We start from the raw sequence: 20021 nt of genomic DNA on the forward strand, positions 1-20021 counted from the left end.
GCCTGGCAAAGCGGTGACCCCGCTTCTAGGGACTGGCGCTGATGGTCGAGCGCGGAATGGCCCGCGGCCCCTCGGCGGCATCCTCTTCGGCCAGACCGATGCATTCCCCGGCGTTGTGCCCGGTGCACGGGATCGCTCCGCCGCCGCCGGGCTCGTTCACCGCGGGCAGGTCGGGATTACCGGGGATGGCGCTGAACGGGGACGGTGAATTCGGCACCAGAAACGGGGTGCAGACGGTCGTGTAGACATCCTCTTCCTCGCCGGACGTGCACGTCGCATGTGCCGTCGGTGTACCCGACCACATCGACAGGGCGAATCCGGTGACGGCCACCGCCAGTGCGGCGGGCAGAGGTGACTTCACGCTCAGCAGTTTAGGGCTGCTGGACGGTTACTGTGCGGTCTCTGCGGCGGGACTGTGACCGCGCGAGATCAGCCGATGGAACCGTGCACGGTCGGGCTGCTGCCGATCGTCGACTGCGGGACCGGTTCGGGGCCTTGGGCCTGTTGCTCTTCGCCGAGGCCGATGCACTCACCCGAGTTGGCGCCGGTGCAGGGGATGTCACCACCACCGTTCGGCGCGTTCACCGCGGGCAGGTTCGGGTTGCCCGGGATCGGTGAAAATGGTGAGTTCGGCACCAGGTCGGGGACACACACCGTGGTGTAGGTGTCCTCGCTCTCGCCGTTGGGGCAGGAGGCGAGAGACTGCGATCCCGTGGCGAGGGCGGTGATCCCGGGAGCTGTCAGCAGCGCTGCGGCCACACCGGCCGCGACGGTGAAACGGCGGATGCGAAGCGGGGAGATGGCCATTGTCGCGCTGTCCCTTCGGAGTCTGACAAGTTTGCTGAAAGACCGGCCGACGTAGGCTGGTCCGCCGTTGTTGGTTTTTCAAGATTCTACTCGTCACAAGGGGAAACGGTTGTGCAAGTGGCGTGTGGACGGCGCCGCCGACAGCTGGCTGTGAGTCGACTGTAGGATAGCTGTGACGCCGGTGTGAGCCGGTCGCCGTGATACACGTAAGGTGCAGTTTGTTAAGTGCCCTTCCCCACCTGCGAGGTATCCAATGGCCAGTTCCGACGACGCAACCCGCCAGGTCGAATACGAGACACTCGATGACGGACGCATCGCCCGGATCTGGCTGAATCGTCCCGGCGCCCAGAACGCCCAATCCCGCACTCTGCTGGTGCAACTCGACGAGGCCTTCGGCCGGGCCGAGGCCGACGACGCGGTGCGGGTGGTGATCCTGGCCGCCCGCGGCAAGAACTTCTCCGCCGGCCACGATCTCGGCTCCGAGGAGGCGCTGGCCGAGCGCCAACCGGGCCCCGGCCAGCACCACACGTTCCGCGGTTACGGAGCCACCGCGGCCGGGGTGGCCGAACGAACCTACTTGCAGGAGTGGCACTTCTACTTCGAGAACACCCGGCGCTGGCGCGATCTGCGCAAGATCACCATCGCTCAGGTGCAGGGCAACGCCATCTCTGCGGCGCTGATGCTGATCTGGGCGTGCGACCTGATCGTGGCGGCCGACGACGCGAAGTTCAGCGATGTCGTCGGCGTACGGATGGGCATGCCGGGCGTCGAATATTACGCCCACCCATGGGAATTCGGTGCCCGCAAGGCCAAAGAGCTGTTGCTGACCGGTGATTCGATCGATGCCGACGAGGCCTACCGACTGGGCATGGTGTCCAAGGTGTTTGCCCGCGACGAACTCGAAGACAAGACGCTGGAATTCGCCCGCCGCATCGCCGAACGGCCGACGATGGCGGCCCTGCTGGTGAAGGATTCGGTCAACGCGGCCAGCGACGCGATGGGCTTCACCGAGGCGCTGCGGCACGCGTTCCACATCCACGAGCTCGGGCACGCGCACTGGGCGTCGGCCAACGAGAACCGCTGGCCGGTCGGCATGCCGCCGGATGTTCCCGATTGGCGCACATTGGGCGCACCCAAGCCGGCTCGCCGTGATACACCTTGACCTGACGAGAACCTGTTCTAGTTCGCAAGGAGTCCAGCAGTGCAGCTGTCGTTGGCGGATCGTACGTATTTGGTGACCGGCGGCGGTAGCGGCATCGGCAAAGGTGCCGCGGCCGCGATCGTCGCCTCCGGCGGTAACGCGCTGCTGGTCGGCCGCAACGCCGACAAACTCAGCGCCGCCGCCGAAGAACTCGAAGCCCTCGGTCCGGGCTCGGTGCGCTACGAACCCGCCGACGTCACCGACGAGGACGAGGTCCGCCGCGCCGTCGATGCCGCCACCGCCTGGCATGGCCGGCTGCACGGCGTGGTGCACAGCGCCGGCGGTTCGCAGACCATCGGCCCGATCACCCAGATCGACTCCGAATTGTGGCGCCAGACCGTCGATCTCAATGTCAATGGAACGATGTACCTGCTCAAGCACACGGGGCGGGAGATGGTGCGCGGTGGAGGAGGATCGTTCGTCGGCATCTCGTCGATCGCTTCGAGCAACATCCACCGGTGGTTCGGCGCCTACGGCGTCAGCAAAGCTGCCCTCGATCACCTGTTGATGCTGGCGGCCGATGAGCTCGGACCGTCCTGGGTGCGGGTCAACAGCATCCGACCCGGTCTGACCCGCACCGAGATGGTCGGCCCGATCATGGACGTCCCCGCCGTCACCGACGACTACAAGGCCTGCACCCCGCTGCCGCGGTTCGGCGAGGTCTCCGACATCGCCAACCTGGCGGTGTTCCTGCTCAGCGATGCCTCCGGCTGGATCACCGGCCAGACCATCAACGTCGACGGTGGGCACGGGCTGCGCCGTGGTCCCGACATCTCCGGAATGCTGGAGCCGTTGTTCGGGGCCGACGGCCTGCGGGGCGTCGTCGCCGAGTCTTAGGCCGTCAGGCCGGGTGGTCGGCTCCGGCCTCCCACGCACTCAGGGCGCCGACGGCCGACCAGTCCAACTCGCCGCCGCCGGTGGCCAGCAGGGTCAGGAACCGGTCGCGCAGCAGGCTCGCGACGGGCAGCGGCACCTGTAGCTGCTCGCCTGCGTTCAGCGCCAGCTTGACGTCCTTGAGCCCGAGCACCGCGGCGAACCCGGCCGGGCTGAACTCCTCTCCGGCCAGCAGTCCGCCGTAGGTGCGATAGACCGGGGCGTCGAACAACGTCGAGGTCAGCAACTCCAGGTACTGCTGTTTGTCCACCCCTGCCTTGCCTATGAGAGCCATTGCCTCACCGAGGGATTCGATCACCGAGGCAATCAGGAAGTTGCCGCTGATCTTGACGAGGTTCGCGGCCGAGGGATCCTCGCCGAGCACGAACGTACGCTGACCCACCGCCTCGAAAACCGGGCCGACCTGGTCGAGTACGGCTGAGGGCCCGGCCGTCACGATGAACAGTCGGGCCGCCGCAGCGGCCTCGGGTCTGCCGAACACGGGGGCGCTGACGAACTCGTTGCGGGCCTCGGCGTGGGCGGCGGAGAGTCGTTGCGCGAGCGCGACGCTGATGGTCGACGACGACACGTGCACGGAGTCGGCGGGCAGCGTGGCCACGATCCCGTTGTCGCCGAAACAGACCGCCTCGACCGCGGCGTCGTCGGCCAGCATGGTGACCACGACGTCGCCCTGACACGCGTCGGCCACCGATGCCGCAGGCAGGGCGCCCAGGGCGGCCAGCGCGGTCACCTTCTCGGGCGAGCGGTTGTACGCGGTGACCTCGTGCCCGGCCTTGAGCAGGTTGGCGGCCATCGCCGCGCCCATGTTGCCCAGGCCGATGAAACCGATCCTCATGCCTCCACTCTTACCGGTTGTTCCCGGCAAGTGAAGGCCTACTGCTGGCCGGCGTTGTCGAGCTGCTGGTCGGCCCCGCGGTTTACCTCGCAGGCCCGGTGCACCGCGTTGACGATGCCCTGGTAGCCGGTGCAGCGGCAGAAGTTGCCCGACAGTCCCTCGCGGATCTCCTCATCGGTGGGGCTCGGGTTGTCGTTCAGCATCGCCGTGATGGAGGTGACGAAACCCGGTGTGCAGAAGCCGCATTGCAGGCCGTGGCATTCCTTGAGGGCGGCCTGCACCGGTGACAGTTCTCCGTCCGGGCCGGCGATGCCCTCGACCGTGGTCACCTCCTGGCCGTCCACCTGGACCGCGAACACCAGACAGGACCGGACCGCCTGACCGTCCAACAGGACCGTGCAGGCCCCGCAGGCGCCGTGCTCGCAGCCGAGGTGTGTACCGGTGAGGCCGCAGTTCTCCCGCAGGAAGTCGGCCAGCGTGACGCGCGGTTCGACCTGATCGCGGTAGTCGCGTCCGTTGACCGAAAGTGCAACGGGAAGTTCATGCATGGAGCGCCTCCTCGGTGACGTGCGTGACGGCCTGCGTCCAGGCTCTGGACACCATGGCGGCACCGACCCGGGCCCGGTAGGACGCCGAACCCTGCAGATCGGAGGGGATGTCGGTGAGTTCGGACATGGCCAGTGCACCGATTTCGTCGGCGGCCAGGCCGCCGATCGGAGTGCCGAGCAGTGAAGTTTCGGCGCCGGTGGCCCGCAGCGGCGTGGAGCCGAGGCCCAGCAGACCGATGCCGCAGCGGGTGATCCGGTCATCCTCGTCGAGTTCGATACCGACCACCGCGCCGGCGATCGCGAAATCGCCGTGACGCCGTGCAAATTCGGCGATACCGAACCCACTGCGGCCCGCTGCGACCGGGAAGCGCACTGCGGTGAGGATCTCGTCGGAGGCCAGCGAGGTCTCCCACAGGCCGGTGAAGAACTCCGTCGCGGGGATCTCGCGCGTGCCGCGTGCGGAGGTGGCCTCGATCGTGGCGTCGAGCGCCAGGGCGACGGCCGCATATTCGGCGGCCGGATCGGCGTGCGCGATCGCGCCGCCCAGGGTGCCGCGACTGCGGATCTGGAAGTGCCCGATGTGCGGCGTGGCCAGCGTCAGCAGCGGAACCGACTCGGCGACCTCGTCGTCGAGCCCGACCATGGCGTGCGGGGTCGCGGCGCCGATGCGAACCTCGTTGCCCTGCAACGTGATGTCGTTCAGCTCGGCGATTCGCGAGATGTCGATCAGATTGTCGAAGTGGGTCAGGCGCATGGCCAGCATCGGCACCAGGCTCTGCCCGCCGGCCAGGATCTTGGCGTCCTCGCCGTACTCACCGAGCATCGCCACGGCCTCGGCCACATCCGCGGGCCGGTGGTAGGCGAACGGGGCGGCTTTCATGACACCAACCGCAGCAGCGCAGCGTGCAGGTCCTCGGACGTTATCCCGCTGCTCGTGCGCTTGTTGCGACCCGTGCGGCCCAACAGGAATCCGAGCACGCCGGCGGCGGCGACCGCACCGATGGCCGGGGCGAAACGCTTGGCCATCGGCACCGCCATCACCTTGGCCAGGGCCAGCGCGTTGATCGGCGCGGCCTCCTGCGGTGTTTGCGGGGTTTCACCGGCATCGGTTCCGGCGGTGGGTGCCTGCGTCGTCCCGCCGGTCAGCTCGGCTTCCAGGCTGCGCGCGAACTGATCGATCAGGCTGCCGGCCACGTCGGCCAGCACGCCGCGGCCGAACTGGGCGGCTTTGCCGGAGATGGCCAGATCGGTGGTGACGACGACGGTCGTGGATTCCCCCTCGTCTTTGAGTTGGGCGGTCACCACGGCCGAGGCGGTGCCGTTGCCGCGGGTCTCCTTGCCGCTGGCCTTGAGCACCACCCGCTGAGCGGCGGTGTCTTTTTCCTGGAACGTGGCCTCGCCCTTGTACGACACCGTGATCGGGCCGACCTTCACCTTGACCGCACCGGTGAAGTCGTCACCGTCGACGCTCAGCAGGGTGGCGCCGGGCAGGCACGGTGCCACCCGCTCGACATCGGTGAGCACCTCCCAGGTTTTCGCTGCCGGTACCGCGACCCGGAATTCGTTGTTGAGCTCCACGATTAGTGGTCCCTTTCTTGTGATGCCTGCGAACGTTCGATGGCTTCGACGATGGCCGCCGGGGTGGCCGGCAGCGTCGTCAGGGTGACTCCGAGCGGGGCCAGGGCGTCGTTGACGGCATTGATCACCGCCGGGGTCGAGCCGATGGCGCCGCCCTCACCCGCGCCCTTGTAGCCGCCGACCCCGGGGCCGGGGATCTCGACGTGGCCGTACTCGATCACCGGGACCTCGGTGGCGGTGGGCAGGAGGTAATCGACAAACGTTGAGGACAGCGGGTTTCCGGCGTCGTCGTAGGAGAGCTTTTCCAGCAGCGCGCCGCCGATGCCCTGCACGGTACCGCCGGCGATCTGCCCTTCGACCACGTTGGGGTTGATCATCGGACCGACATCCTCGCTGACGATGTAGCGGGTGAGCGTGACGTGGCCGGTGACGGTGTCGACCTCGCAGGTGCAGGCGTGGGTGGCATTGGCCCAGTGGATCGGGGCGGTGGGCGGTGCGGTGTAGCGGGCGGTTGCTTCCAGGTTCGCCGAGATGCCCGGTGGCAGCATCTGTGGTTCGTAATGCGCGCGGTAGGCCAGGTCGGCGAACGTGACGCTCTTCGCCGGATCGTTGCGCGCGGTCGCTTTCGAGCCGGCCAGTTCGATCTCGGATTCCTCGACCTCCAGACGGGCCGCGGCCATCGCGACCAGCTGGTTGCGCAGGATCGTGCCGGCCTCGTTGACCGCGCCCGCGGTCATCGGGGCGCTGCGGCTGCCTTGGGTGCCCGCGCCGTACGGCGTCACCGCGGTATCGCCCTGGATTGTGGCGACATCGTCGATATCAGCCCCCAGTGCGTCGGCGGTCAGCTGAATGACGGTGGTTTCCAAGCTGTTTCCGGTGGACCCGCCATTGACGTACACATTGATCTTGCCGGTGGGCTCCATCCGGATCGTGCAGCCCTCGCTGGCCAGATGGCCCGTGGCCGCGCCGGTGGGCTCGATGTAGGCCGAGAAGCCCAGCCCGAGATAGCGACCCTGCGCCAGTGCCTCGGCCTGTTCCTTACGGAAGCCCTCGTGATCGAGGATCTTGACGGCCTGCTCGAACGTTTCGATGGGGGCGACGTGGTCGTAGGGCATGCCGTTGGGGTTGAAGTACGGCATCTCGTCGCCGCGGAGCAGATTCTTGCGTCGCAGGTCGACCGGATCCATGCCCATCTTGCGGGCGGCGATGTCGAGAAGGATTTCGCGGGTCAGGGTTTCGTACTGCCAGGGCCCGCGGTAGGCGTGCAGGCCCGCGGTGTTGGAGAACACCGTCTTGTAGTTGAAGCTGGCTTTGGGAACCCGGTAAGGCCCGGGGAAGAACATGCCGATGGCCGCGGTGGTGAGCACCGGGTAGGGGGTGGGGTAGGAGCCGACGTCCTGGATGAAGTCGATGTCGGCGGCCAAGATGTTGCCGTCGTCATCAAAAGCTATGCGCGCCATTCCATCCACATGCCGAGACTGCCCGGCCGACATCAGGTTCTCCCGGCGGTCCTCGATCCACTTCAACGCTGTGCCTGAGCGCGCGTTCGACGTCGCGGTGGAAACCTTGCGCGCGGCCAGCATGACGCACATGTCCTCACGCATCGGCACGACCTTCTGACCGAATCCGCCGCCGGTGTCGCGCATGATGACCCGCACGTGCTGGGCCGGGATGCCGAGCAGGCGGGCGGCGAACGCGCGCAGTTCGTGCGGGGTCTGGGTGGAGGCCCAGATGGTCAGTTCGCCTGCCGAAGTGCCAGTGGCCGACCACTCCGCCACCATGCCGCGGCATTCGATCGGCACCGGCACATGCATCTGCTGATAGATGTGTTCCTTCACCACGTGCGCGGCCGAACCGAAGACCTCTTCGTCCGGTGGCATGCCGGCCATGCCACCGGCGTTGTTGTCCGGGAACGCCTCGTGGACGCTGACGTCGGAGGTCAGCGCCTGGCGGAAGTCGGCGATCGCCGCCAGGGGCTCGTAGTCGACGTCGACGAGGTCGGCGGCGTCCTCGGCGACATACCGACTCTCGGCGATGACGAGGGCCACCGGATCACCGACGAACTTCACCTCACCCTCGGCCAGGGGTGGCCGTGGCGTGTCCGGCACATCCTTGCCGGCGACGGCGTGCCAGGCCTCCTTGACCTCGGGGTTGAGATCGGCCGCGGTGAGCACCGCGTGCACCCCGGGCAGGGCCAGGGCGGCGGTGGCGTCGACGGTGGTGAACCTGGCATGCGCGTAGGGACTCCGGACGAAGCAGACGTGCAGCAGGCCAGGTCGGGAGATGTCGTCGACGTAGGTTCCGCGTCCGGTCAGCAGGCGGGTGTCCTCCACCCGTTCGACTCGTCTGCCGGCATAGCGGGTCGCGACGGTCTCCGGTACGGCTGACGCCATAGGGTCGCTCCAATCCCTCGGTTGCTTCTGCGCGTAAGTAAGTGGCCGTCGGGGCTGCGACGACGACTCAAGAGTGCGATTATCGTACATCGGTAAGCGATATCTCAGAAGAGGAGAGCGTCATTTCCCGCGCTGGTTAGGGTAGTCGGCTACTCACGCCAGAGTCCCCGGACAGGAGTGATTCTGTACTCCGTCCGACAACGGAGGTGGGATGACGATGACGATGCAAACCGATGTTCTGCAGCCCCTCGAGAACGCCACGACGTTCGACGGCGTGGTCCACAATCTGGACCTGGTCATCGACTGGTCGATCCGGGCCAACAGCACGATCGGATACTTCGCCGCCCTGTACAAGCGGGGCACGATCGCCATCCAGCGGGCAGCGCACGCCGGCGACTTCACCGATGCACAGTGGATCGAGCAACTCGACTGTGTGTTCGCCAAGCGATACTTCGACGCGTTGAACGCCTTCTTTCATCGGGGCTTCTACGATCCGCAGGAACTGACCCTGCCGTGGGAGATCGCGTTTCTCAACCAGCACAACCACAAAGCGTCGATGCTGCAGCACATGGTCGCCAGCCTGAACGCGCACATCTGCTACGACCTGGGGAACGCGGTGGTCGAGCTCGCCGCGAACCGGCTGGGCGACATCCATGCCGACTTCGAACGCGTCAACGACTTGGTGTCCCTGCAAACCCGGGACATGCTCGACATCGTCGAACGGCGTTCGCCGAGCGTGCGGTGGCTGCGCTGGGCGATCCCCAAGGAAGACGTGTTCATCAAGGAGACGTTGACCAAGTTCCGGGAGGGAGCCTGGAATTTCGCGACCGCGCTGGCCATGTATCCGGAGGACGCCCACGCGAAACGGACCCACCAGCTCGCCTGGGCGTCCGGTCTTGGCGCCTTCTACCTGGAGCCGCCGAAGAAATGGCCGCCGGTGGCGCTGCTTCTGCGCGGCATCACCTCACGTGAGAACCAAGACGTGGCCGGTAACCTGCGAGCGCTTGCCGGCATCGCCGAGAAGCCGCACATGTCGGCGGAGTCTCTGCGGGAGGAGCTCAGCCTGAGCCGCTCCACCACGAGAGCAGCCCGCGCGCGAGGGCGCCGGTAGTACCGGCGATGCCGTCCAGACCGATCTGGATCGGCGGTTTGACGGGCCCCCGGCCCAGACTCCACTGCAGCTTGTCCAGCCGGCGGAACGGCTCCAACGCCCGCGGCTCACGCAGCGGCCACACCGGGCACTTGGTCTCCGGCGAACCGGTGGCCTCGAGGATCCCGTTGACCGCGCGCCGCGCGGCCTCGTTGGCGGCCTCCATCGTCGCCAGGTCGGTGTAGGTCCGGACGAAATCCGCCGCCAGGAAGAAGTTCGGGATGGCGGTGACCGCATCCGGGCGGTCCGCCCACGAGCCTTTGATGTTGATCAGCAAGGGCTCGTCGTTCTTCGACTCGGACCTCTTCGGCCCGGGGCCGAACGTGATCGCCGGATCGAGAAAGAAATCGACCACGTTGGCCTCGGTCAGGGAGCCGTCGTCGATGTGGTCGGTGATCTGCTTCCACACCTCGGCGCGAATCTCATCCCGACTGCACATTTTGGCGTTGTGCTTGTTGCTGCCGGGCACCTCCCACGCCGAGATGTCCACGGACAAAATGCCTGCCACGCGCCCGTCGCCACGGTTCGCCCAGTTGAAGTTGCGCCAGAACTGTGCCTGGGAAATCGCGGTCAACGACCACTTGGAGTCGATGAAGATGGCGTGGCCATGGACCAGTCGCTTGTCGACGTCCAGGTAGAACATCGCGCCGTTCATCCAGTCGGTCTTGAGCCTCGACAGGCCGGTCAGCCGCGGCTCGGCGGCACACAATGTCGGGGTCAGCAGTTTCTCAAGGCGTTCTTTGGGCATGGCCGCCACATAATGGTCGGCCGTGATCTGCTCGGTATGGCCGTCGACGGACATGGTCACGCCGGTGATACGGGTTCCGTCGCAATCGATCCCGGTGACCTCGTAGCCGTGGCACAGGTTGACCCCCAGACCCGCGATATGGGCGGTCCACGGATCGATCCACACATCACTGGTCGGCCCGTCCAGCACCCGGTCCACCTTCCCGTCCGGGCGCACCAGGTCGAACAGCAACTGGCACAGCACCAAACCACCGGTGCGCGCCGAAATTTCGGTGGCCTTGGCTGCCACCAGCGTGCGGGTCATCCCGTTGGCCAGAAACTTCTGGAACTGCGGTGAGCGGTTGGCCGCGCCGATGAAGTCCCACCAACTCGTCTGTTCCCATTGGCCAAAGCGACGTTCGTCGCACGAGGCCAGCAGGGTGAGCAGCCGTTCCACGAACGCCGACATCTCGTGCGGCGGGATACCCAACCCCACACCCAGTTGCCAGACGGCCTTCATGGTGGCCGACAGATCACCGAATGCCGAGGCGAGTTGGGTGGCCACGATGATCTCGTTGGCGCCGTGGTCTTGCGCCAGCATCATCTGCGTGGCGGTGACGAGATGGTCGGCGACCGTCCGACCGTTGTGCGGGATCCGCACCATCGTGTCCGGGACATGCCGGTAAAACCCCGGGAAGAACCGGAATCCGTGCTCACCAGGCAGGTCCTTGCGTCCTCCGGTGCCCGACCCGGGAAACGGCATCGAGCGCGCCTTGCCGCCGAACGCCGGATGCCGCTCGTAGACCGTCACGTCGAATCCGCGGTCGGCCAGTTCATGGGCTGCGGTCAGACCGCCGATACCGCCGCCCAGCACCGCCACCGTGGTCATGACAGGAGCTGTTCTGCCAGTTGGCGTTCCGGGAACCGGGCGTCCTGCGGGAGGCGGTGCACCGCCGCGGCCAGCCCGTCGGAGTCCCCCTCTGTCAACAGCGTGAACGAATCCAGGTGACAGCGCAGTTCGAACAGCAACGCCTGCTGGCCACGAGCACACGCCAACGCGTCGGCCAGCGCGGTACGTCGCGCGGGTTCCTCGTCGAACGTGTGGGCGCGTAAGCGCATCAGTTCCGCGTCGTGAAAGTGCATCCCCGTTCCTCCCGCGATGAGTAATGACTGCTCCAGCCGCTCCCGAGCCAGATCCGGCTGCCCCGCCGCGATCAGCAACCGGCCGATGATCGCGTCGTGAAAATTCAGATAGACGTTGAGATGCATGACACGAGACCCGTCGACCCGCCTGGCGATGTTGTCCGCGGCCGCCATCAGGGCCACCGGATCGGCACCGGACTGCAGGGCGGTGATGGCCTTCACCGTGGCGTACACGGTGGCGCTGACCACCCGCCACAGGTCCAGGCCGGACTCCTCGGTGCAGCGGCGCATGCCGGCCGACAACGTCATCGCCTCCTCGATCTGCCCGCTTTCCAGACAGACCCAGATCTGTTTGAAATACGTGTGGGCCCGGTTGAATGCGTCGACCGGGAATTCGAGAAGGCCGCACCGGCGCACCGATTCGGCCAGATGACTCTCGGCGCCGGCGAGGTCGGCGTGCAGCAGATCGCTGAGGGCGAGGTAGGTGTGCGCGCCCGAAATCGGATCGGTGTTGCCCCACCACGTGGTGTCCAGCTCCCGTGGATCAGCGGCCGAACTGTCCTCGAGGGCGCTGAGGAGGTGGCTACGTGCAATGGCGAAATCACCTTGCAGCCATGCGATGGACCCCATGGACGACGCGATGGCCGTATGCAGCCATGGTCGTTCCTTGGTGATCAGGCCGGACAACGAGTCGAGCAGTTCGCGGCCGCGCTGGAGTTCGGCGCGTGGTATGCAGTAGCTCACCAAAGCGTTCAGCGCCCAGAACAATTCGTCCTGGTACGACCTGGTGGTGGCGAGGTCCAGGCAGCGCTGGTAGTCGGCGGGGCAATCGCCGCTCATGCTGCCGTGCGCGGCGCCGATCAGGAAACCACGTTCCAGCCGGACGGCGATCTCCGTCTTGTCCCGCGTCGGCCCTGGTGGGCAGCGCATGAGCTGGCTGAGCGCGTTCGTCAGGTACGTGCAGGCCTCTTCGGCCGCGCCGCGGCGACGGGCGTCCACCGACGCCTTGCGGTAGGCCGCGACCGCCTCGCCGAAGTTGTGTGCACATTCGTAATGGCGCGCCACCAGATGCCAGTCCGGCTGTACGCCCGAGGCGGCCCGGACCAGCTCTTCTGCGACGCGTTCGTGCAGGGCCCGCTGCATGCTCGGCGGGGCGAGTTCGGCGGCCACCTCCCGCAGCAATTCGTGGCGGAATCGCCACCGGTCGATGCCGTCGGTCTCGAAAACCTGGGCTTCCACCAATTCGGCGACGACGAGTTCGGCATCGCGGTCCTCTCCCACCACGGCCCGCAGCAGGGCCAGGTCGCCGCTGCGGCCGATGACCGCGGCGGCTTCCACCACGGGCACGGCGCCGGAGCGGGTGTGCAGCCGGGCGAACAACGGCTCGTAGAGCGCCTCGGGGACGGGATCGTGTCCGGACGCCTCCAGCGCTGCCAGAACGTGTTCGATGTAGAACGGGATTCCCTCGCTGCGCCGGCGCACTGCGCTGCGCTGCGCTGACGTCAGCTCGGGATCGATGGCCTCGATGAGCGCGTCGGACTCCTCGACGGTCAGTGGCTTCAGCTCGAAAACCTCGACTGGCCAACCGGTTTGGAGCCCCTTCTGCTCGCGCGTGGTCAACACCATCAGCAGCCGGCCGTCCGCGGCGGAGAACAGCGATTCGATCAGCGAGATGGTCGATGAGTCGAACCACTGGAGATCCTCGGCGATGATCAGTCCGGCGTTGCCGTCGAGACAACCCAACAGGTACCGGCGGCTGGCACTGCCGATCGACTCATAGAGGCTGCGACCCTCGGCCGCGGCCGGCTGGTATCCGTGTTCTGGTCCCACGCCGAGGACCGGGGCGAGCAGCGGCACGTACGTCGTGGGATCCATTGCGCGCGAGCGCAGTTCGGCCTCCAGCAGGCGGAGCCGATCGGCGGCACCGGTGAGTCGGGTGATGCCGCAGCGTCCCTCCAGCAGACGCCGGACGGGATAGAGACCCGCATCGGTGTGCAGCGGTGAGCCGCGAAGCTCGATGACCGTGCCGGCGCTGTCCTGCGCCAGCGCCGCCGCGGCGTGCGCCAGGCGGGTCTTTCCGATGCCGGCCTCGCCGATGAAGGCGACGCCCGGGCGTTCTGAATCTCCGTTCAACACCTGCTGCCAGGCGTGCTGCAACCAGGCCAGTTCGCGGTGCCGTCCGACCAGCGGTGCCGGTTTCGTCAAGACCGCCTGGAGATGCTCGGCGAGCACCAGGTGGTGGCCCACCAAGCCGGCGACACCTTTGACGGCCGCCGGTGGACGCACCGTGAGCTCGAAGGTGTCGTTCACCAACGCCGCGACCACGTCGGATACAGCAACGGATCCCGGCATTGCCAGCGACGAGATCCGGGCGGCGAAGTTGGCGGCGAAACCGTAGACGTCGTCCTGGTCGGTGTCGAGGTAGACGATGCCCCGGTGGACGCCGACCCGGACATCGATCCCGACGCCGAACCGACGCTTGGCCTGCTCACTGAGGCGGGCCACGACCTGGGTGATCTCCAGCCCCGTCGCCACCGCCCGCCGGGTGTCGTCCTCGTGGGCTTTGGGATGACCGAACACGGCCAGCAGGCCGTCGCCTTTCGTCGAACTGATATGTCCCTCATAGTGATTGACCAGTCGCTTCACCTCGGCCCGATACCGTCCGACCACGGTATGGTAGGTCTCGGGTTCGATCCGGGTGGACAACAGCGTCGAATCGACGAGGTCGATGAACATCAGGGTGAGCCGGCGGATCTCACCTTGGTCGGCAGCCGCCGTGAGCAGGTCTTCGGCGTCGGCATTGTGGTGGTCGACCGCCAGAACCTGTTCGGCCAGAGAATTTGCTGCGGCACGGTCGCCACGGTTGCACGCACGTACCGCTCGGTCGAGCAGTTCGTCGATCGATGTCGGGCTATGTTCGGGGCTCATCTCCGGTTCTCCTGCGGGGGAACAGGAAAAGCCTATCTCTGCAGACAACCGGGCCGGTGAAATTGACGTTAACGCCGAAATTTTGCTTGAACCGGCAATCAAATCCGTTGTGGTGCAATGTGTCGATGCGACCCGCCCTGCTCGCGCTGATGCTGCTGTTGAGTGTGCTCGTCGCTCCGGCGCCGTCGGCCGGCGCCACACCGGCGGCTGAGGCCGGACTCGTCGACGTGCGGTCGATCGTCCCCGACGCGATCATCGATCTGCGCTACGGCACCAGCGACAACTTCGTCGGCGAGCAGCTGTACCCGGTCGGGGCGCCGTGCCTTGTGCATGAGTCGATGGCCTCAGGACTGGCAGTTGCCGCCGCTGCGCTGCGGCCCGAGACCCTGGTGTTCTGGGACTGCTACCGCCCGCACGAGGTGCAGGTGCGGATGTTCGAGGTGGTGCCGAATCCGAACTGGGTGGCCCGGCCGGGCGACTACGCCCGCAGCCATGAGGCCGGCCGCTCGGTCGACGTCACGATCGCCGGAGCGGACATGGGGACCGGTTTCGACGACTTCACCCCGCGCAGCCTGGCGTACGCCACCGACGGGGTCAGCCCGGCGGCGCAAGCCAATCGGGCTCGGCTCCGTGAGGCCATGCGTGCCGGTGGCCTCACGGCTTACCGGGGGGAGTGGTGGCACTTCGACGGACCCGGCGCCGGTGATCCGCGACCGCATCTGGGTGTGCCCCTGGCGTAGGCCCCGCCCGGGTTTGGGAATTGCCGGCATGGGGAACGGCAACGTTCGTCACGGGCCAGCAGGCCCAACTGGCCGGGAGTCGATATGAACGTCCTCAAACTGCTCATGGGAGCGGCGCTCGTCACCGCCTCCGCCGTTCTGGTCGCACCGTTGCCCCGCGCATCGGCGCAGCCGTGCCCCGACGTCGAGGTGGTGTTCGCCCGCGGCACCTACGAGCCACCCGGAGTGGGCGGCCCCGGCCAGAGCTTCGTCGACGCGCTGCGGGCGCGTACCGGTGAGCGGTCCGTCGAGGTGTATCCGGTCAACTACCCGGCCAGCGGCAACTTCGGTGATCGCATCGAGTTCGCCAGGACCGTCGTCGACGGCATCCGCGACGCCGCCGACCACATCGAGGCCACCGCCAAGAACTGCCCCGACACCAGGGTGGTGCTGGGCGGATATTCGCAGGGGGCGGTGGTCGCCGGATTCGTCACCTCCGCCGCCGTGCCGGACGGCATCCCGACCGAATACAAGCAGTACATCCCCGACCCCATGCCGCTCGAAGTGTCCGACCACGTGGCCTCGGTGGTGCTGCTCGGGACGCCGTCGGACGAGTTCATGCGCGGCATCGGTGCGCCGCCCATGGTGATCGGTCCCCGATACAAGGACAAGACCATCGAACTGTGCGAGCCCGGTGACACCATCTGCGACGGGACGCCCGCCGGGGTGCCCACCTTCGCGCACACCGCCTACGTGTTCAACGGGATGCCGGGACAGGCCGCGGATTTCACGGTGGGCCGGCTCTAGACGCCGGCAGGTGCCTTCACCGGCGTTGATAACGATATGAAACCTCAATGGTTGCAATGTGATACGTGAGGCCGGAGTCTTTGCCGGCGCCACTATGTTCACTAAGTGCACCGTCGAACGGCCCTCAAGATCCCGCTGGTACTGGCAGCATCAGCGGCCCTCACTCCGGCACTGTCCGCGATTTCCGTCCTCCCTCGCGCCACCGCAGCTCCTGGTCAATGGCCCGTCGAACGGGCCAACGCGTGGTACCAGGCGCAGGGTTGGCTCGTCGGCACCAACTTCATCACCTCGAACGCGATCAACCAGCTCGAGATGTTCGGGCCGGGAACCTACGACGCGCGGCGCATCGACAGCGAGTTGGGGGCCTGCCGGCTGCTGGGCTTCAACACCGTACGCGTGTTCCTGCACGATCTGTTGTGGGCGCAGGACCGCACCGGATTCCAAAGCCGGCTGAGTCAATTCGTCGGGATCGCGGCCCGCCAAGGCATCAAGCCGCTGTTCGTCTTCTTCGACTCGTGCTGGGATCCGCGGCCCCAGGTCGGCGCCCAACGCGCACCGACCCCGGGAGTGCACAACTCGGGCTGGGTGCAGAGTCCCGGCGCACAACGCATCGACGACCCGCGCTACCGGGCCGTGCTGCGTGACTACGTCATCGGGGTGATGAGCCAGTTCCGCAACGACAACCGCGTGCTGGGCTGGGACCTGTGGAACGAACCGGACAACCCGGCCAAGCAATACCGCAAGGTCGAGCGCAAGGACAAGATCGACGCGGTCGGCGGCCTCCTGCCCGAGGTGTTCTCCTGGGCGAGGTCGGTCAATGCCGCCCAGCCGTTGACCAGTGGCGTGTGGCAGGGCAGTTGGGACCGGGCCGGCCGCAGCGAGATGGCCGCCTTCCAACTCGACAACTCCGACGTCATCTCGTTCCATTCCTACGCCGGTCCCGCCGAATTCGAGGCCCGCATCGACGAGCTCGCCCCACTGGGTCGACCGATCCTGTGCACCGAGTACCTGGCCCGCGACCAGGGCAGCACGGTCGAGGGCGTGCTTCCGGTGGCCAAGCGGCACAACGTTGCTGCGTACAGCTGGGGACTGGTGGCCGGAAAGACCCAGACCTACTTCCCCTGGGACTCGTGGGACAAGCCCTACACCAAGGTGCCCAACGTGTGGTTCAGCGATCTGCTGCAACCCGACGGCCGGCCGTACAAAGTCACCGAGTACCAGACGTTGAAGAAACTGACCACCCGGGTCTGAACGTTTGGCCGGGGCTGCTGCGGGTGAATAAACGGGCCATGGAGCAACGCGAAAATGGGCGCCCGATACCCGAGGATGCACGCAAAGCGACCGAGGGACAGCAGGAAGTCCAGGACGAGCTCGACCATCGGGGCGGGGATCCGGATGGTCCCGGGTTACACGAAAGCCGCGAGCAGATCGCCGACGAGAACTGACGGCGGGGCTCAGGGAAAATAATTCCCGGTTGATGCCTCTACCTGCATTGATGCTAGAATGCATGCATGCGCACGACCGTCGAGATCACCGAACCTCAGCACCGTGCACTGAGCGCGTTGGCGCAGCAGCGAGGCGTACGCGGGTTCTCATCCATCGTTCAAGAGGCACTCGATGCCTACTTGGCGAGTGTTGCTCCGGATGAGGTCGACGCCCTGCTCAGCTTGGAGGGCACGTTCACCGATGCCGACGCAGACCTGGCAACACAGGCAATTCGGGAAATGCGGGAGACGTGGCGGGCCTCGTAGTTGTCGACACCGATCTGGTGATCGATTTTCTGCGAGGTAAGGGTGCTGGCGTTTCGCTCGTGCGTGAACTGATCAGTTCTCGGCGGATCCGGCTGACGGCTCTAACTGCTTTCGAGCTTCGCATGGGCACCGATTTTCACCGGCGCCATCAAGAGATACTCAAGCTGCTGAAAGCGCGGACTCTGCCGCTCGACATGGCTGCTGGGCTGCGAGCAGGTGAAGCCGCGTCACTTCTACGCGACGCGGGCACGCCGATCGGTTTCGCCGATTGCCTGCAAGCCGGAATCTGTATCCGCAACAACTTGCCGTTTGCAACGCGGAATCGACGCCACTTCGAGCGAATCCCCCAGCTGAGCCTGGTCGACCTCACCGAAGTGTGACGTCCGCCAATCCCATATCGGTGGAACCGCTTCAGGCCCGGGCGGCAACGCTCAACGCCACCCACCGCGATGCGACCATAGGGCCATGACCGCAACGCTCGTCGCCAAGGATGTGGCCGGCGGATTCGCCCATCGCACCCTGTTCGACAACCTGGATCTGACTGTGGCGCCGGGCGACGTGGTCGGAGTTGTCGGCGCGAACGGCGCGGGCAAGAGCACGCTGTTGCGAATCCTGGCCGGGGAGCTCGCGCCGCTCGCGGGGACGGTCAGCGTCGCCCCGGCCGACGCGTTCATCGGGTGGCTCCCACAGGAACATGAACGCATTCCGGGGGAGACGGTCGCGGCCTACATCGCACGCCGCACCGGCTGTACCGACGCCACCCGGGCCATGGAAACGGCGGCCGCGGCACTGGCCGAGCCGGATACGGCTGTGCCGGGCGTGGACCCGTCCGACGTCTACGCTGCCGCCCTGGATCATTGGCTCGCTGCCGGCGCGGCCGACCTCGACGACCGGATTCCGCCGGTCCTGGCCGGCCTGGGACTCGACATGGCGCAACCCGATTCGGTATCCATGACCGCGCTGTCCGGCGGCCAGGCGGCGCGGGTGGGGTTGGCGGCACTGTTGCTGTCGCGTTTCGACGTCGTCCTGCTCGACGAGCCGACCAACGATCTCGACCTCGACGGGCTGGCCCGACTCGAACAGTTTGTCCGTGACCTTCGCGGCGGCGTGGTGCTGGTCAGCCACGACCGGGAGTTCCTGGCCCGCAGCGTCACTCGGGTGCTGGAACTGGATCTGGCGCAGCACAACAACACCGTCTACGGCGGCGGATACGAAAGCTATCTGGAAGAACGCGAGGTGAGCCGCCGGCACAAGCGCGAACAATACGAAGAGTTCGCCGAGAAGAAAGCCGACTTGGTGGCTCGCGCGCGCACCCAGCGCGAATGGTCGAGCCAGGGCATCCGCAACGCGATCCGCAAGGCGCCCGACAACGACAAGATCCGGCGCCGAGCCGCCAGCGAGTCCAGTGAGAAGCAGGCGCAGAAGGTCCGGCAGATGGAGAGCCGCATCGCCCGACTGGAGGAAGTCGACGAACCGCGCAAGGAATGGACACTGCAGTTCACCATCGGCGCCGCGCCACGGTCCAGCTCGGTGGTGGCGACTCTCGACAATGCCGTTGTGCGGCAGGGGGATTTCGTTCTCGGACCGGTGTCGCTGCAGGTCGATGCCGGCGACCGGATCGGTATCACCGGACCCAACGGGGCGGGCAAATCGACATTGCTGAGGCTGCTGCTCGGCCGGCAACAGCCCGACGAGGGCCGCGCGGCTTTGGGGGCCAACGTCGCCATCGGCGAGATCGACCAGGCCCGTGCGGATTTCACCGGTACCGCGCGACTGGTCGATCGTTTCGAGCAGTATCTGCCATCTTGGTCGACCGCAGACGTACGAACTCTGTTGGCCAAGTTCGGCTTGCGGGCCGACCACGTGGAACGCGTGGTGGACCAGCTCTCACCTGGAGAGCGCACCCGCGCAGGCTTGGCGCTGCTGCAGGCTCGCGGCACCAATGTGCTGGTTCTCGACGAGCCGACCAACCACCTCGACCTGCCCGCCATCGAGCAACTCGAACAGGCGCTGGAGAGCTATGAGGGCGCGCTCCTGCTGGTGACCCACGACCGGCGAATGCTGCAGAACGTACGGCTGGACCGCCGCTGGGCGGTGGAGAACGGCCGAGTATCCGAGCTCTAATACGACTGGCCATCGGCGTAGCGCTGGCGACGAAAGTGCCGTCCATTACCGCGATTCCGGCTCTTGTACGTCGGCAGCTGGGAGTCGCAGTTCGGGCAGACCAGCCGAAGGTTCTCCCGGCAATTGTTGGTGGGGTTCCCGTCGATGTGGTCCATGATCAATGTCAGGGGAAGATCCTGCCATGTGCTGGCGGCGCCGCAAATTGCGCAACAGCCCGATTGCGCCGCGGCGAGATACTGCCGGATGTAATTGCCTTGCTCGCCGCGGACGCGAGCTTCGCCGGACTCAAGCCACTGCTTTGTCCTGGCGTCCCGCCGGGTTGCGGCTTGACATGCGTTGCCGCAGTAAATCTTCTGACTGCGCTTCGCCAATGGCGAGCCACAGCCTTGACAGAGCCTCATATCGGGAAGTTACTGG

At 66.6% G+C, this 20021-nt stretch carries 20 protein-coding genes; 10 read left to right on the forward strand and 10 right to left on the reverse strand.

Annotated elements, in window-relative coordinates; genetic code table 11:
- Window positions 1-25: 25 nt before the first annotated feature.
- Window positions 26-304 (reverse strand): hypothetical protein, encoded by a 279-nt coding sequence (locus A5740_RS27550; RefSeq protein WP_076199596.1) that lies wholly within the window; start codon window positions 302-304, stop codon window positions 26-28.
- 125 nt (window positions 305-429) lie between these two features.
- Complete coding sequence (locus tag A5740_RS27555) at window positions 430-807, reverse strand: intersectin-EH binding protein Ibp1 (RefSeq protein ID WP_076199537.1); 378 nt, start codon at window positions 805-807, stop codon at window positions 430-432.
- Window positions 808-1060: 253 nt separating this feature from the next.
- On the opposite strand from A5740_RS27555, the gene A5740_RS27560 reads away from it, so the two are divergent.
- Both A5740_RS27560 and A5740_RS27565 read left to right on the forward strand, forming a co-directional pair.
- Window positions 1061-1969 carry an enoyl-CoA hydratase gene (locus tag A5740_RS27560; RefSeq protein ID WP_076199539.1) on the forward strand — a complete coding sequence of 303 codons (909 nt, stop codon included), beginning with the start codon at window positions 1061-1063 and terminating at the stop codon, window positions 1967-1969.
- A gap of 39 nt (window positions 1970-2008) precedes the next feature.
- Entirely contained in the window at window positions 2009-2845 is an 837-nt protein-coding gene (locus A5740_RS27565) for an SDR family oxidoreductase (RefSeq protein WP_076199541.1), read from the forward strand.
- A 4-nt stretch (window positions 2846-2849) separates the two neighbouring features.
- Here the strand turns inward: A5740_RS27565 and A5740_RS27570 are convergent, their stop codons facing one another.
- Genes A5740_RS27570 through A5740_RS27590 form a run of 5 tightly spaced genes read right to left on the reverse strand, consistent with a single transcriptional unit; the run spans window position 2850 to window position 8256 of the window.
- Window positions 2850-3737 carry an NAD(P)-dependent oxidoreductase gene (locus A5740_RS27570; protein ID WP_076199543.1) on the reverse strand — a complete coding sequence of 296 codons (888 nt, stop codon included), beginning with the start codon at window positions 3735-3737 and terminating at the stop codon, window positions 2850-2852.
- 38 nt (window positions 3738-3775) lie between these two features.
- On the reverse strand, window positions 3776-4285 hold the full coding sequence (locus A5740_RS27575; protein ID WP_076199545.1) for a (2Fe-2S)-binding protein: 510 nt from the start codon (window positions 4283-4285) through the stop codon (window positions 3776-3778).
- The gene (locus A5740_RS27580) at window positions 4278-5165 is read right to left on the reverse strand and encodes a xanthine dehydrogenase family protein subunit M (protein WP_076199547.1); all 888 of its coding nucleotides are present in this window, start codon (window positions 5163-5165) and stop codon (window positions 4278-4280) included. The genes A5740_RS27575 and A5740_RS27580 overlap by 8 nt, the downstream gene beginning before the upstream one ends.
- Window positions 5162-5863 carry an SRPBCC family protein gene (locus A5740_RS27585; protein ID WP_076199549.1) on the reverse strand — a complete coding sequence of 234 codons (702 nt, stop codon included), beginning with the start codon at window positions 5861-5863 and terminating at the stop codon, window positions 5162-5164. Before A5740_RS27585 ends, A5740_RS27580 begins: the two co-directional genes overlap by 4 nt.
- Before the next feature lie 2 nt (window positions 5864-5865).
- Window positions 5866-8256, reverse strand: a complete 2391-nt coding sequence (locus tag A5740_RS27590) for a xanthine dehydrogenase family protein molybdopterin-binding subunit (protein ID WP_076199551.1) — start codon at window positions 8254-8256, stop codon at window positions 5866-5868.
- 217 nt (window positions 8257-8473) lie between these two features.
- Here A5740_RS27590 and A5740_RS27595 point away from each other — a divergent pair, with 217 nt between their 5' ends.
- The gene (locus A5740_RS27595) at window positions 8474-9367 is read left to right on the forward strand and encodes a DUF5995 family protein (RefSeq protein WP_139335382.1); all 894 of its coding nucleotides are present in this window, start codon (window positions 8474-8476) and stop codon (window positions 9365-9367) included.
- Here the strand turns inward: A5740_RS27595 and A5740_RS27600 are convergent.
- Window positions 9315-11021: an FAD-dependent oxidoreductase gene (locus tag A5740_RS27600; protein WP_076199555.1), complete on the reverse strand. Its 1707-nt coding sequence runs from the start codon at window positions 11019-11021 to the stop codon at window positions 9315-9317. The two genes, A5740_RS27595 and A5740_RS27600, sit on opposite strands and share 53 nt — an antisense overlap.
- Window positions 11018-14203 (reverse strand): adenylate/guanylate cyclase domain-containing protein, encoded by a 3186-nt coding sequence (locus A5740_RS27605; protein ID WP_076199557.1) that lies wholly within the window; start codon window positions 14201-14203, stop codon window positions 11018-11020. The genes A5740_RS27600 and A5740_RS27605 overlap by 4 nt, the downstream gene beginning before the upstream one ends.
- Before the next feature lie 125 nt (window positions 14204-14328).
- Between A5740_RS27605 and A5740_RS27610 the strand changes: the two genes are divergently transcribed.
- The 7 genes from A5740_RS27610 (at window position 14329) to A5740_RS27635 (ending at window position 19604) form a co-directional block, all read left to right on the forward strand.
- Window positions 14329-14943 carry a M15 family metallopeptidase gene (locus A5740_RS27610; RefSeq protein ID WP_076199598.1) on the forward strand — a complete coding sequence of 205 codons (615 nt, stop codon included), beginning with the start codon at window positions 14329-14331 and terminating at the stop codon, window positions 14941-14943.
- An 84-nt stretch (window positions 14944-15027) separates the two neighbouring features.
- Complete coding sequence (locus tag A5740_RS27615; RefSeq protein WP_076199559.1) at window positions 15028-15729, forward strand: cutinase family protein; 702 nt, start codon at window positions 15028-15030, stop codon at window positions 15727-15729.
- A gap of 105 nt (window positions 15730-15834) precedes the next feature.
- Window positions 15835-16980: a cellulase family glycosylhydrolase gene (locus A5740_RS27620; protein WP_076199561.1), complete on the forward strand. Its 1146-nt coding sequence runs from the start codon at window positions 15835-15837 to the stop codon at window positions 16978-16980.
- A 38-nt stretch (window positions 16981-17018) separates the two neighbouring features.
- Window positions 17019-17174 (forward strand): hypothetical protein, encoded by a 156-nt coding sequence (locus A5740_RS28900; RefSeq protein ID WP_175616384.1) that lies wholly within the window; start codon window positions 17019-17021, stop codon window positions 17172-17174.
- A gap of 66 nt (window positions 17175-17240) precedes the next feature.
- Window positions 17241-17480, forward strand: a complete 240-nt coding sequence (locus tag A5740_RS27625; RefSeq protein ID WP_067773077.1) for a hypothetical protein — start codon at window positions 17241-17243, stop codon at window positions 17478-17480.
- Window positions 17465-17860, forward strand: a complete 396-nt coding sequence (locus tag A5740_RS27630; protein ID WP_076199563.1) for a type II toxin-antitoxin system VapC family toxin — start codon at window positions 17465-17467, stop codon at window positions 17858-17860. Before A5740_RS27625 ends, A5740_RS27630 begins: the two co-directional genes overlap by 16 nt.
- An 85-nt stretch (window positions 17861-17945) precedes the next feature.
- Complete coding sequence (locus A5740_RS27635) at window positions 17946-19604, forward strand: ABC-F family ATP-binding cassette domain-containing protein (RefSeq protein ID WP_076199565.1); 1659 nt, start codon at window positions 17946-17948, stop codon at window positions 19602-19604.
- Here the strand turns inward: A5740_RS27635 and A5740_RS27640 are convergent.
- Complete coding sequence (locus A5740_RS27640; protein ID WP_076199567.1) at window positions 19601-20005, reverse strand: HNH endonuclease; 405 nt, start codon at window positions 20003-20005, stop codon at window positions 19601-19603. The genes A5740_RS27635 and A5740_RS27640 overlap by 4 nt on opposite strands.
- Window positions 20006-20021 lie beyond the last annotated feature (16 nt).

The sequence above is a fragment of the Mycobacterium sp. GA-1841 genome, assembly GCF_001954135.1.
Classification (GTDB): domain Bacteria; phylum Actinomycetota; class Actinomycetes; order Mycobacteriales; family Mycobacteriaceae; genus Mycobacterium.